The sequence below is a fragment of the Brevibacillus sp. NSP2.1 genome, assembly GCF_000470975.2.
Taxonomy (GTDB): Bacteria; Bacillota; Bacilli; order Brevibacillales; family Brevibacillaceae; genus Brevibacillus; species Brevibacillus agri.
In genome coordinates, this window is sequence record NZ_CP048274.1 from 4,803,427 (window position 1) to 4,816,919 (window position 13,493).

Genomic DNA, 13,493 nt, shown 5'->3' on the forward strand with positions numbered 1-13,493 from the left:
ATTCACCCGCCTTCTGTCAACTGTGCTTCTATTTGCTGCTTTTCAAACTGTTCCTTGTACCAGCCGCCGCGCAACAGGAGCTGTTCATGCGTTCCCTCCTCGACCACCTTGCCTTCGTCCATGACGAGAATCCAGTCGGCATGGGCGACAGCAGACAGGCGGTGAGTCGCAATCAGCGTCGTTTTGCCTGCCCGCTCCCGGCGGATGTTGGCGATCATTTCCGCTTCTGTCTTGCCGTCAACGGCTGACATCGCATCGTCGAGAATCAGGATTTCCGGGTCGATCATCAACGCCCGGGCAATCGACACCCGCTGCTTTTGCCCGCCTGACAGCGCCACGCCTTTTTCCCCGACCAGCGTATCGAGTCCCTCCGGCAAAAACTGCACGTCTTTCGCGAACGCTGCAAGCCTAAGCGCGTTTTGCAACTGTTCCTCGCTGCCGTCCTTTCTCCCGAACAAAACGTTTTCCCGAACGGTCCTGGAGAACAAAATCTGCTCTTGCGGCACGTAGCCGATCCAGCTTTTGATGTTGTCCAGCTCGATCTCATCCAGCGGGACCCCGTTGATGGTAATCGTACCTCTCCCGAGCGGAAACTCCCGCAGCAACTGCCTAAGCAGGGTCGACTTTCCGCTGCCGGTTCGCCCGACGATGCCAAGTGTTTGCGAGCGGTGCAAAGTAAAAGAAACGTCCTGCAACTGATCCTGGGCAGTCCCCGGATAGCGAAAGCTCACCCGCTCGAAGCGAATCGTCTCTGGAACCGCAAGCTGCGCCGGACGCTCGCGATTGGTCACGTCCGCTTCGTACGCCAGTGTCTCGTTGACGCGATCGAGCGAGGCGCTTCCCCGCTGCAAGACGTTAATCAGCTCCCCAATGGCGAACATCGGCCAAATCAGCATCCCCAGGTAGACGTTGAACGACACCAGCTCCCCCAGCGTCAGCTCCTGCCGGAACACCAGATAGCCGCCGTAGATCAGCCCGATCATGTAGCTGATGCCCACCAAAATTTTCACGGTCGGTTCAATCAGCGAGTCGACCTTGGCTACTTCGATATTTTTTTGGTACACCTCACCTGTTTTGTCCGCAAACCGCTTCTGGTCCGCCGTCTCCTGGACGTAGGCGCGAATCACCCTGACGCCTGCCACGGATTCCAGCACGCGGTCGTTCAGCTCGCCAAACGAATCCTGCGCGCGGGAAAAGCGCTCGTGAATTTTTTTGCCGTACTGGTTGATCGCATACGCCATGAATGGCAACGGAAGAATCGCCGCCAGCGTCAGCTTCCAACTGATAAAAAAGCCCATCGTCAAAATGATGACGCCTGTGAAGCTGGCCGAGTCGACCAGTGTGAGGATGCCGAAGCCTGTCGTCATCGAAACAGCCTTCAGGTCGTTCGTTGCCCGGGCCATCAAGTCCCCGGTGCGATTGCGCTGATAAAAAGTCGGCGTCATGCGCAAAAAGTGCGTCATCAGCTTGGAACGAAGCGTCCGCTCCGCCAGAAAAGCTCCCCCGAACAGCTTGTAAATCCAGACGAAGTTGACGAAATACGTCGCGACAGCAAGCCCCACGTAAAACAGCAAAATGTGCCAAAGCCGCTCGCCCGTCAATGTCCCCAACTGCATTTCGTCGATGGCCACCCCGATGATTTTCGGCGGGATAATTTCCATGATGCCGCCCAGGATCAGCAACAGAATCGCTGCCGTGTAACGCTTCCAATGCTCCTTGAAAAACCAGTCCAGCTTTGTTAAAACCGAAAACATCTGCCGCTCTCTCCTCTCGTCTCAACCGGGCGTCCTCTTTTTGGAGGCGAAAAAAGGCATATCGCCGCTGGGGCAACATGCCTTTTTATCTGAATCAAAAGAATCAAATAAAAAAGCGCAGGCTACAAAAACCGTAACCTGCGCCGTTTGATGGAGTTGGGAAAAACTACACTGCGTGCATCAAAGGGAGGGTTACGTCATGTATGCAGTTGTGCATTTTGTTCATTACACTGCTTTTCATGACAGACCCACCTTTCCGTAAAATTTTCGTTTTCCAAATAATACATTCTGAACTCTATCACTGATTTGCCGGAATTGTCAACAAATTATTTTTTGCTGCACGCATGGACGCGAATCGATTCCAGATCCTTTGCCTCCCGTAAAAGATACAAAGCATTTTTGCTCTCTAACTTTTTTTGGTATGATTACCTTCATGAAGTTTATTCGGGAGGCCATTCATTTTGTTATCTTCGAATCAAAAACGTCGCTTGACTTCCGTTCAAATTATTGTGTTTTCCTACGTTACGCTGATTCTGGTCTCTGGGGTTATCTTGTGGCTGCCGTTATTTCATAACCAGGGCGTGTCGCTTTCGTTCATCGACGCCCTCTTTACCGCAGCGAGTGCGATCAGCGTCACCGGGCTGACCGTGATTACGATTCACGAAGTGTTCAACCAGTGGGGCATTTTGTTTTTGACGCTGCTCTTTCAGGTGGGCGGAATCGGAATCATGACGCTCGGGACATTTATTTGGATGCTGATGGGCAAACAAATCGGCCTGGAGCAGCGCATCTGGATTGCGACCGACCATAATCGCTCCACCTTGTCCGGACTGGTCAACCTGATGCGCAACATTCTCGTCATGGCGCTCATCATCGAGCTGATCGGAACCGTGCTGCTGGGCGCGCACTTCTTGATTGCGGGCTATTACACCGATTGGTACGAAGCATTTTATCACGGCTACTTTGCCTCGGTCAGCGCCTTTACGAACGCGGGCTTCGACCTGCACGGCAATTCCATGCTGGACTACACGCACGACTACGTGTTTCAACTGACCGTCATGCTGCTGATTATTTGCGGGGCGATCGGCTTTCCCGTACTCGTCGAGCTGCGCACGTACTTCTCCTATCGCCGGGCCAAGGCGCGCTTTACCTTTTCGCTGTTTACCAAGATTACGACGCTCACGTTCTTTTCCTTGGTGGTGGCCGGGGCTGTACTCATTTACGTTTTCGAGCGCCAGCATTTTCTGCTCGATAAAACGTGGCACGAATCGCTGTTCTACTCGTTGTTCCACTCCGTTTCTTCGCGGAGCGGCGGCTTGTCCACTATGGACATCAGCCTGTTTTCCACCCCTACGCTGTTCATGCTGTCTGCGATGATGTTTATTGGCGCATCGCCAAGCAGCGTGGGCGGGGGGATTCGGACGACGACGTTTTTTGTCCTGATCGCGACTGTGTTTGCCAACATGCGCGGCTACAAAGACGTGAAAGTATTCGGCCGGGAGCTGGTGGACGAAGACATCATGCGCTCGTTCGTCGTCTTTTTCATCGCGATCGTCCTCGTGTTCATGGCTGTCATCTTGCTCGTCTGGCTGGAGGATTTGCCGTTCCAGCACATTTTGTTTGAAGTATGCTCCGCTTTTGGTACGACCGGATTGTCTACCGGAGTTACTGCACATCTGGGAACGCCCGGCAAGCTCATCCTGATTATCACCATGATGATCGGGCGTGTCGGGATTATCAACCTGCTCTTGTTCCTCAAGCGCGACGACCGGATCGTGCGCTACCACCACCCGAAAGAGCGGATCATCATCGGGCAGTAACGAACATCGGCGCAGCAAAAAAACTGGGCTGCGCCAAGTCGTTGGCGCAGCGTTGTCGCCCTTATTCGAACTAGAGTCTTCCCTGTACAAAAAGAGCCTGATGCGTTTTTCGCGCACAGGCTCTTCGTCTATGTTCACTTCTATTCCCACTCGCTGTTGTACAAGGCGACGCGGTACGGGTACAGCTCGGCTGTCATCACGTTTTGCCGGACAGCCGGATCGTTTTCCATGACGCGTCTGGCCGCTTCCTCTGATTCCGCGAGAAAAATCGCAATGCCAAACGTCGTCTCGTCCATGTTTTGCGTGCGGCCCGCGAGGATCAGCCTGTTGTCTGCGAGCAGCTTTTGCAAATAGCGAAAATGCTCTCCGACGATCTCGTGCTCTTTGTCCGTCCAGTTCGCCGGGTCGAGCAGCCGCGGAACAAGCCTGATTTTGTACAAATACTGCTGGAGTCCGTCCATCCTCTCATCCCTTTCCGATTTCCTGTCTGTTCGCCACAGCCTGGTTCAGCTTTTGCAGCATAAAGCCGATGCCTTGGCAATCCGCGAGCGGAAAGCTGCTTTTGTCTGCGCCAAACACGGCGTGAATGATCTTCCTGAACTTCTTTCCGCCCAGCATGACCACTTCCTCCACCCCGTCGAGCTGCTTGTCCCGCGCTTGTCGCATCAGGCCGTCGAGCGCGATGATCTCCGGGTTTTTCGTGCCAAAAGCCACATCGTAGTTTTCCGGCACCGTATCATGCGGCAGCAAAAAGCCGTGCTTGGCAGACAAAATCGCCCACTCGAAAAAAAACGTCCGGGCATACGCCTGGCTCGCTTTATGAAACGCGCTTTGATAAACGTACTGCGCCTCTGTCGCTCCCGCCTCCGGGTGTACATCCCATATTTTTTTCGCGCCACAGGCGATGATGCACAAACGTCGTTTCACTTCGTTCTATCTCCTTCCATTTGCGCCCGGCTTTTCCTGCCTGCTTGTCCATCACCCGCATGATCGACTTTTTGTATTCTGAAAAATCACTTATACACTGACGTCCTCTTTCCAGCCCGGACTCTCTGTCGGAGAGCAGGCAACGGGCCAGACAGGCAGCTCCAGTACATGCCGATGCTTGCCAGGGCCGTAATAGTCCTGTTCGGCGTGAGCCAGCCGAAAGCCGTGTGCCGAAAGCGCGCGAAGAGAGGACTGGTTCGTCTCGCTCACGGTGACCAGCACGGTGCGCAGCGAAGGAAAACGGCGCAGAGCTTGCAGCCTCGCTTCGATCAGCCGCTTGCCAATGCCTTGTCCCTGGTATTCTTTACGGACGTTGCTGAACAACAGCCAGCCCGTCGTCTGGTACATGTCGATGCCCGCACAACTGAAGCCGATGAGCTGGTCATGGATTGTCGCCTTGAAAATCAGCTCGGGAAACAGCTCCATATATTTTTTCAGCTCGTGCAGGTTCATGCGATCCGGCAACGTCAGGTCGGCCAGCGTAATCATCTCGGCAAAATCCTCTTTTTTGGCACATTCAATCCGTACTTCCATCCATCCTCCGCCTCCTGTCCGTTTACCCTGTCATCTACACTCTAGCAAACGGATATAAAGCAGGAGTGGATGGCGTGTGAATGATCTGCAAATTTGTGTAAATCTTGTTTCGGCGGGATGCCTGTCCCGCCAGACGTCACGTCGTCCCCCTCTCTACCAGAAGCGGGGGCAGCTCCTTCTCTTCTTTTTCTTTGTGCTGGTGGAGAATTCTGTCGTACAGCATTTCAAAGGCGTATTTCCCCATCAAGCTGCTCGGGCTTGATACTGTGGTGATCTCCAGCAGCTCGCCGACCGGCTGATCGTCACAGCCGACAATCGCCAGGTCTTCGGGGACGCGCAGTCCCAGTCTGCCCGCTTCCTTGACGATCCCCGCCGCGATGTGATTGCAGGAGACGATCAATGCAGAAGGCCGCTCCTTCATTTGCCAGATGCGGTGAGCGATGTCTTTGCCGTCCTGCACGGTCAGACAGTTTTCAAAAGCCCAGTCAGGTGCGGGCGTTACGTCTGCCGATCGAAGCATGTCATGGTAGGCCCGTTTGCGGTGCTGGCTGTTGAAGCTGTTTTTTCTGCCTATGCAATAGCCGATTTTCCGGTGTCCTTTGCCGAGCAAATACTCCATCCCGATCCGAAAGGTCTGATAATGGTCGATATGAACGCTCGATACGAAAGCTGTCTCGTTTGCCTCGCAGGTGATGATCGGGCCGTATTGGGCGTACTCGTCAATCGTTTCGCAGCCATTGGCCCGGGAGCACATGATGAGGCCGTCCATTTTCTTGTTTTTCAGCAGGCGCAAAATGCTCTGCTCCTGCTCGGAACTGTTATTGGTCTGGCACACCATCAGGTTGTACTGGTGCCGGGCTGCTTCGGCGGCGATCCCTTCGATGATCGAGCTGTAATATTGATTGTTGACGAGCGGAAGCGTCACGCCGACCACCATTGTTTTTCCGGTCGACAGGTGGACGGCGTTGCTGTTCTGCACGTAGTTTCGCTCCTTGATGATCCGCATGATTTCTGCTCGTTTTTGTTCGCTGACATACGGATGGTTATTTAATACACGCGACACGGTGGAGACGGATACCCCCGCCAGTCTCGCAATTTCTCGAATGTTAGCCAAGCCTGATTACCCCTCTGTTTTTTCGAATCCGTGATTCTCTCTTCCATAGTAACGGGAAACGCGTCCTTTTCTCCAGTTGAAAAACATGCAGTGCGAAAGCAAAAAGACTGGAAGGCATGTCCGGCACATTTTTTTCTTGCTCTGAAAAGCGTTCCACACATTATCCTGTTGCCAATGGTAGATGAAAGGAGTCGTGCTGTTCGTGTTTCGCTTCAAATTCGAATACGTCCTGTTTGTCACAGGTCTGCTGATTCTTGCGCTCGGCATCAACATGATGACGACGATTACCTCGTTTGGCCTCAGCCCTTATGACTCTCTGTTTATTGCCTTGTTTCAAAACTTCGGCGTATCCATCGGCTTCTGGATGTTCGCGATCAACTTCGCCTTTGTCTGCATCGTCTTTTTCATGGATCGCAGCTACATTACGATGGGCGCCGTTGCCGTGATGGTGCTGATCTCTGTCTTTGTCGACCTGATCGGCTCGATTGACGCCCTGATGGCCGGCATCCGCTCGCTGCCGCCGCTCTTGACCATGGCGCTTGGCAACTTGTGCATCGGCAGCGGCATCGGACTGTACGTGTGCACGCAGGTGTGCACAGCACCGCAGGAAGCTTTCGTGCTCGTAATCTCCAAGCGGATGAAATGGACGTTTCGCCGGACAGAGATCTCGCTTGCCTGCCTGTTTCTCACCTTGAGCTTTTTGCTCGACGGGCCGATTTACTACGGGACGATCGTGCTGTCGTTCACGACTGGCTACATCATTCAGGCTGCCATTCATGCGGGGAACAAGCTTTTGTCGTTCGTCAATCGCGGGACGGAAGCACAGGTGCAGTAGAAGCCGGACGCGCGGCAAAAAGCAGTCACGCCAAAAAAGCCGCCATACTGGACGGCGGCAAATCGCTGGATATTTTCAGAGCCGGGCGGGCGGGGCGCATCCTGTCCTGCCTCGCCTCGCCGCTGACAGCAGCAGGCTGCGCTCCCGTGCCAAGCCTGCTGCCGTCCCGGCCATTGTCTAACGCCTGCGCACTCATCGGCTGAAGCTGCGCAGGCGTTCTTTTTACATCACGCGCAGTCCCCAGCGCGCGGCTTGTTCGGTTCGCTACCTGAAGGCCGTCGGTCGAGCACCTTCTCTTTTTCGCGATCGTCCCCGCTGTCCTCGCATATGGCATTCGGACAGCTCGCTCGTGCCTGTCACTGCACACTGGACTTTTTGTTACGCAAGAACATGGCCCACCATGCGACCAAAAACACGTAACCAGCGAGTACGAAAACAGCCCAGAGAGAGCCTTGCAGCAGCTCCATGACAAAATGCTCGAACTCGTCCATTCCTTCTGCCCGGGCGATGCTTTTCCACAGACTGACGACCGGAAGCAACAGCGCCAGGAGCATCGCGGCAACGGACATCCGCCTGTTTTTCTTGCGTGCGAGGCAGAAGGCGGCTGTCCCTGCTGTGATGAGGAAAAATAGGTAATAGATCGCCCAAAACCATCCGGGCAGACTCTCCCAGTACATGTTGTCCCTCCTGTGTCCGTGTTTGTACACGCTTGTTCTGAAAAACCTACTCTACACTTTCCAATGATAGCATATATTTTCCATTTGTATCCTTGTTCGTATGATATTGCACCCGCCATTTTCCCTTTATAGGTGTCACCTCGAGTTTTTCAGCATAAATCTGGTCTTTGGTCACCTCTCCAGACTGAACCAATCTGTTGTTTGGATCGAACAGTTCAAAAGTGAGGCTTCCACCATCCAAGTTAATCTCATGTTCGATAAGCAGCGTATCGAATCTGGTCTTGTTAACGGTAATTTCTCTAACCACCTGTTTATATTTTTCCTCGTATTCATCGGACAAAAAGACACCTTCTGCTGTCCGCATAAAATGTTCTTGATAAAAAAAGGAGTAGTAGCTGATTCCCCCCGCCAAAGCGATAAAGACGGCAATGAAAACGATCCTCCATTTCATTTGCATACCGTTACCTCTCCATCTTTCGGTCTTCTGTAATGACGCCATCTACAATGCGGATGATTCGTTTTGTATATCCGGCGATTTTTTCATCATGGGTAATGACCACAATACTTTTGCCTTCTTCATTCATTTGACAAAGAAGCTCCATTAACTGCGCCCCGTTTTTCTGATCCAACGCACCTGTTGGTTCATCAGCCAGGATCAGCTCTGTTTCAGCAGTCATGGCACGTGCAATGGCAACTCTTTGTTTTTGGCCTCCCGACAGCTTGGAAACATTTTTATTGCTCAAGTCGGCAATCCCGAGTTTGTGCAAATAATAGTCTACTTTTTCCTTCTTTTCCTTGAGGCTCATTTTTCGTTTAAACAAGGGCAGTGCCACATTTTCATAGACGCTGAAATTGTGCATTAAGGCGAAGTTTTGAAAGACAAAGCTGATCGTTTTGTTTCTGATCTGGCTTAATTCTCTATCGCTCAATTTTTGAATCAAAGTGCCTTTTAGCCTGTATTCTCCTTCAGTCGGTACATCCATGCAACCCATAATGTTCAACAGGGTCGATTTGCCTGAGCCAGACGGACCCATGATCGAGACAAATTCGCCTTTCTCCATGCGAAAAGTTACTTGTTTTAAGGCTACGGTTGCATACTCTGCTTGCCCGAATACTTTCGAAACATTATCAAGCTCAATGAATGCCATTCAGTCTCTCCCCCCTACTAACTCGCGAAGTTGGAGTTTTTTGATCCGAAGCAACGGGATGAACACGGAAGCAAGAACAACCAGGATGGATACAAGCATGACTTTACCGTATAAAGGGAAGGCAAACATCTCCAGCTTTATATTCGCTACCGATGAATCTTCGAAAGCTTCCATCACGTAATTCAGCACAACCCCGGAAACTGCTGAAACCGTTACGATCCATACAAGTTCCATGAGAATGATTACGGAAATATCCCTTTTGGTTGCACCTGCCACCATCCTGACTCCCAGTTCATGCTTTCGGGCATGAATCGACGACAGCGTCACCGAAACGATTCCAATAATCGAGATCACTAAAAAGAACATCCCCATGAACAGGGAGAAATTGCTGACTTGCTTCCTGTTTTCCCTGTAAGCATGCAACTCGTCGCCAACTGTTGTCAGCGTTGGATTTATGCCTAATTCTCTCCCCTTTTCTGAAATGGCCGCTGCGACTTGATTGAACTTTTCTGCGGAATCCAGTTGGATGAAGGTGTTATGCATCCTCACCGCTACGTCCATCGGCTCGCTTTCCCTGACAATCGGAAAAAAAGGAGCAAGAAAAAAGTTGTCCAGGTTATCAACCGGATCAGCAATGTAATCATTTCCAGATAACCATTCACTCCTCTGCTCAAGAACTCCAACAACTTCGTACACTATTTTCTTTTCATGGATGATGGTCTCAAACCGATCACCAAGATTGATGACATCCCGGTAGTTATATCCGATCAAAACCGGGATAACGTCACCGTCCTTTTTGGTGAAATCCGCTTCACCCAGTGGCCTTCCGTTGATGATCTTGAATTTTGCATATGAATAGATGCCTTTATCTAAAAAAACGATCTTGTTATTTTCAATCGCATTCTCCAACCTTGTTCCGGCATACTGTTTTTTGTTTTGTTCAAGAAAAGCGCGTTGATTCGGCAAATTTTCCGGTGTGATGGAGGTCGTATCAAAGGAGCCGTACCTCTGCACTCCGGGCGTTTGTTTGATAAAATTCTCCAATTGACCAAATCGTTCGGCAAACCATTCTGTGTCTTCCACATCCGCAAAAGACAACCGCAACGTTGTATCTTTATCCATCTGCGTTACCGCAAATAGCTTTTTCTCTTGATAATGCACGACATCCATGGAAATAAACGCATGATTCATCACCCAAAAGGAAAGCACAAGCTGCGCCATCATCAGAAAAACAGACAGCTTTCTTTTCCGCATGGATGAAATCGCGATGGAAAGGTGCTCCATTTCTCTTCTCCTTATCCCCTGATAGCCTCAACTGGCTGTATTTTTAGCGCCTTGCTCGAAGGGATGGCAGTAGTGACAAAAGCCGTTGCAAAAACGAACAAAATCGCGGCAAAGATAGTGGTGGAGGTAATCTCAACCGGATAATCAAGCCATTTGGAAAGCAAGCTTCTTATCATCCATTGAATAGAAAAACCTATGACTACCGCTATCAGGTTGATGACGCACATCTCCCAAAAAAGCATGGAGACGATATCCGCATTGCTGTAGCCAAAAGCTTTCCTGATACCGATTTCGTACTTTCTTTCTTGAATCCAAAAGGCTGTAAGGTTAATCGCGTTGATGATTGCCAGCGCGTAAACCATTATGGATATGTAGATTTCGCTTCCCCTGTTGGGCGCAACAATCCCCTCTGTTTCTCCGTACGGGGAGGCTGTACATGTCGCTTCCGGAAATAGACGCTTGGCATTTTGTTTAATCTGTTTTTCGTCTGCGTATGTATCTGTATAACTATTGTGGATCAAGAAAGGAATCGTTTTCGCGCTTTGCAATTTGCTCAAAAGCGTTGAGGAAAGCGACGTGGCCGGAATAACAATTTTGTAATCAATCGCTTTTGTCGTTTTTCCTTTCACGCCGATGATTCCGATCACTTCGTATTCTTCGTTATCCAGCAAAATGTACGGTTTTCCGTTCTTGGTGCGTACATCTTTCCCTCTCGCTTTGCCAACCAGGGCTACTTTTTCTCCATGGATGATATCCGTTACATTCAGATATCTTCCTGTTTCTAATGGAAATCTCTGAACAACCTGTTTTGTCCAATATTCAGGCGTTACCGGAGCCATGAGACCATTGTGAAACATTTTTGCTCGGTCCAGAATAACTCCGGTTTGATCCGATATCCCGTCAAAAACCTTGAACAAAGCTCGTACATCTTGTTTGTCCGAAAGCTCCAATTCTATTTTCGTAGCATTCTGAGGTGCGTAATGAACCTGTTGCTGGATGAGCAAATGCGTATTCCTCACACTCGATATGCCTATTGAAATGAGTACGATGGATATGGTCAGACCCAAGATAATCAAAGCGGTTGTGACGGGATGGGCTTTAAACTGATTTTTTATCGAGCTTAACGTCATGTATAACCGTCTCCTGAGTTTTTCAGCATTGCGTATGGTTTAGGGACAAGTTGCCGTCGTAGCCAAACAGAAAATAAACCGGCTATTCCACCGGTTTATTTTCTGTTTGAATGTTACGGGATTCTAGTCATCGGAGAAAGTATCAACGACAAGTTCTTTTTTCCGATCAGAGCTGTCAATCGAGTGTCTACTTTTGAAATACTCGGCGCCCGCATATGTATAGCGGCATTCAGCAAGGCTTTTATCCCGATCGTACTTGCTGCCAGAAACTCCAGAGTCGTCTTTCCACATTTCCAGTCTGACTGCAACATAGTTACTATTGTTTGGATTAATGAAGTCTGTTTCGGCTTCTGCCTTATCTTCATCTAAAAGATTCCAATCGACGTCCAGTTTGATATCAGCCCGCAAATCTTTATATTGAAGTGTGTCGGTTTGTGTCTCCGCATAAGCAGAATTAGCTGCGGTCAGCAAAGCGAGCGTTGCAGCAATACCAAGAAATTTTTTTCCCAAGTTCCTTTCCTCCCAAACTTACTTTGTCTATATACCTTGGCCAAGGGTGATAAGGAGAAAACAACAACCAATTAGTAGTTTTTTCCTTATCGGCTTTTATTATATTTATCGCTTTTGTCTTTGTTTGTCGGAATATGTAAAATATAGAAATTTATATTTTATTAACATTTTGTATTTTTTGTGAATTACATGCGTGCGGTTCGCTTCTATCTCCTTGCCATGTTTCCACGAAAAAAACCGACGACCCCCGCATTCAAGCGGTACATCGTCGGTCTTGTCATGCAAGCCTGTTATTTTTTCACCGAAGGCATAACGCCTTCCGGAATCGGGCACACGTACGTTTTGTCGCCGAGGCGGGCTTTCAGCTCGGCTTTTGCCTTTGCGATCAACTCTGGATTTTGCAGCATATCTACCGCAGTAGCAGCCATGACCTTCCCGGCGTGCAGCATTCCTTTGTGCGCCATCGAGGTCGCTCCGAGCGACACCCATTGCCAGGAATGCAGCGTAGAACCGTTGATGAAGCAAGCTGTCGTACATTGCGCTGTCGGCGCGATCCAGCTTACGTCCCCTACATCCGTGGAGCCGTTCAGCGGAATCGTCGACCCGGTGTACGGGTTCAGCCATGTCACCATGTCCGGGTCCGGCGCGTCTGGCGACTGTCTTTCCGCTGTCGCTTTTTCCTGCGCAGACAGCGTTGCGCGCATCGCTTTTGCCAGTTCCAGCTCTGCTTCGTCGTGCACAGGCACGCCAAGCTCCTGGAAGTTTTTGTACATGACCTCTTCCAGCGTCTTGTTTTGCACCAGGTTAGAGCACGCCTTGTCGAAGACGATCTCTACTTCGGTTTCCGTCATGAGTGCCGCGCCTTTGGCGATTTTGCAGACGCGCTCGTAAATTTCCTGCACCTGGTCGACCTTCGGCGCGCGCACGAGGTAGAGCACCTCGGCGTACGCCTGCACCACGTTTGGTGACAGGCCGCCGGAATTGGTGATTGCGTAGTGCACGCGGGCATCGGTAATGATGTGCTCGCGCAAGTAGTTGACCCCGATGTTCATCAGCTCGACTGCATCCAGCGCGCTGCGGCCGAGGTGCGGACTGGCTGCGGCATGGGCGCTTTTGCCTTTGAACTTGAAGTAAACCTGGTAGTTGGCCAGCGACTCGACTGCCATGATGCTGTTGTAGCCCATCGGGTGCCAGCAGAGGGCAAAATCGACGTCGTCAAACAGTCCGGCGCGCGCCATGAACGCTTTGCCGGAGCCGCCTTCTTCCCCTGGGCAGCCGTAGTAGCGAACCGTTCCGCTCATGTTGTTTTCTTCCATGTACTGCTTCACGGCAACCGCCGCCGCCAGCGAAGCCGTCCCCAGCAGGTTGTGCCCGCAGCCGTGTCCGTTTGCGCCCGGCACTTCCGGCTCTTCTTTGGCCTGGCCTTTTTTCTGGCTCATTCCGGAGAGGGCATCGAACTCGCCCAGGATCGCCACAACCGGACTGCCGCTGCCGAAGCTGCCGATGAAGGCGGTTTTGATCCCGCCGACGCCGCGCTCCACCTGAAAGCCTTCTGCTTCCAGCGTTTGCGCCAAAAGCTCAGCGGACTGGTACTCTTCGAAGCGCGTCTCCGCCAATTCCCAGATGCGGTCGCTTACTTTAATGAAGGAATCCCGTTTTTGCTCGATCATGTCTGCAATTTGTTTGGTATGCATGTAAAA

Annotated in this window: 15 protein-coding genes; 2 read left to right on the forward strand and 13 right to left on the reverse strand. The window is 51.0% G+C overall.

Annotated features, from left to right (window positions below; all coding sequences use genetic code 11):
- Positions 1-2: 2 nt before the first annotated feature.
- Positions 3-1,754, reverse strand: coding sequence for an ABC transporter ATP-binding protein (locus tag M655_RS23440; RefSeq protein ID WP_026558215.1), 1,752 nt, complete (start codon positions 1,752-1,754; stop codon positions 3-5).
- 461 nt (positions 1,755-2,215) lie between these two features.
- Here M655_RS23440 and M655_RS23445 point away from each other — a divergent pair, with 461 nt between their 5' ends.
- Positions 2,216-3,574: a TrkH family potassium uptake protein gene (locus M655_RS23445; RefSeq protein WP_026558214.1), complete on the forward strand. Its 1,359-nt coding sequence runs from the start codon at positions 2,216-2,218 to the stop codon at positions 3,572-3,574.
- A gap of 140 nt (positions 3,575-3,714) precedes the next feature.
- Here the strand turns inward: M655_RS23445 and M655_RS23450 are convergent, their stop codons facing one another.
- The 4 genes from M655_RS23450 to M655_RS23465 all read right to left on the reverse strand — a co-directional run bounded on the left by M655_RS23450 (position 3,715) and on the right by M655_RS23465 (position 6,209).
- Positions 3,715-4,035: a YciI family protein gene (locus M655_RS23450; protein ID WP_005832150.1), complete on the reverse strand. Its 321-nt coding sequence runs from the start codon at positions 4,033-4,035 to the stop codon at positions 3,715-3,717.
- A gap of 4 nt (positions 4,036-4,039) precedes the next feature.
- Entirely contained in the window at positions 4,040-4,501 is a 462-nt protein-coding gene (locus M655_RS23455) for a DUF6884 domain-containing protein (RefSeq protein WP_005832153.1), read from the reverse strand.
- 90 nt (positions 4,502-4,591) lie between these two features.
- On the reverse strand, positions 4,592-5,095 hold the full coding sequence (locus M655_RS23460) for a GNAT family N-acetyltransferase (protein ID WP_005832154.1): 504 nt from the start codon (positions 5,093-5,095) through the stop codon (positions 4,592-4,594).
- Between the two features lie 136 nt (positions 5,096-5,231).
- On the reverse strand, positions 5,232-6,209 hold the full coding sequence (locus tag M655_RS23465; protein WP_005832158.1) for a LacI family DNA-binding transcriptional regulator: 978 nt from the start codon (positions 6,207-6,209) through the stop codon (positions 5,232-5,234).
- 202 nt (positions 6,210-6,411) lie between these two features.
- Here M655_RS23465 and M655_RS23470 point away from each other — a divergent pair, with 202 nt between their 5' ends.
- Entirely contained in the window at positions 6,412-7,044 is a 633-nt protein-coding gene (locus M655_RS23470; protein WP_025845571.1) for a YczE/YyaS/YitT family protein, read from the forward strand.
- A 25-nt stretch (positions 7,045-7,069) separates the two neighbouring features.
- Here the strand turns inward: M655_RS23470 and M655_RS23475 are convergent, their stop codons facing one another.
- The 8 genes from M655_RS23475 to M655_RS23510 form a co-directional block, all read right to left on the reverse strand.
- A complete protein-coding gene (locus tag M655_RS23475) occupies positions 7,070-7,378 on the reverse strand; it encodes a hypothetical protein (RefSeq protein ID WP_005832161.1) in 309 nt (102 codons plus the stop codon).
- Between the two features lie 22 nt (positions 7,379-7,400).
- Positions 7,401-7,721, reverse strand: coding sequence for a hypothetical protein (locus M655_RS23480; RefSeq protein ID WP_007777077.1), 321 nt, complete (start codon positions 7,719-7,721; stop codon positions 7,401-7,403).
- A gap of 46 nt (positions 7,722-7,767) precedes the next feature.
- Positions 7,768-8,178, reverse strand: a complete 411-nt coding sequence (locus M655_RS23485; protein ID WP_005832164.1) for a hypothetical protein — start codon at positions 8,176-8,178, stop codon at positions 7,768-7,770.
- A gap of 4 nt (positions 8,179-8,182) precedes the next feature.
- Complete coding sequence (locus M655_RS23490) at positions 8,183-8,869, reverse strand: ABC transporter ATP-binding protein (protein ID WP_005832167.1); 687 nt, start codon at positions 8,867-8,869, stop codon at positions 8,183-8,185.
- Complete coding sequence (locus tag M655_RS23495) at positions 8,870-10,153, reverse strand: ABC transporter permease (RefSeq protein ID WP_005832169.1); 1,284 nt, start codon at positions 10,151-10,153, stop codon at positions 8,870-8,872. It abuts the gene before it with no gap.
- Positions 10,154-10,164: 11 nt separating this feature from the next.
- Positions 10,165-11,283: an ABC transporter permease gene (locus M655_RS23500; protein WP_005832171.1), complete on the reverse strand. Its 1,119-nt coding sequence runs from the start codon at positions 11,281-11,283 to the stop codon at positions 10,165-10,167.
- A 123-nt stretch (positions 11,284-11,406) separates the two neighbouring features.
- Positions 11,407-11,793 (reverse strand): hypothetical protein, encoded by a 387-nt coding sequence (locus tag M655_RS23505; RefSeq protein WP_026558213.1) that lies wholly within the window; start codon positions 11,791-11,793, stop codon positions 11,407-11,409.
- Positions 11,794-12,083: 290 nt separating this feature from the next.
- Positions 12,084-13,487: a M20 family metallopeptidase gene (locus tag M655_RS23510; protein ID WP_005832175.1), complete on the reverse strand. Its 1,404-nt coding sequence runs from the start codon at positions 13,485-13,487 to the stop codon at positions 12,084-12,086.
- Between the last annotated feature and the right edge of the window lie 6 nt (positions 13,488-13,493).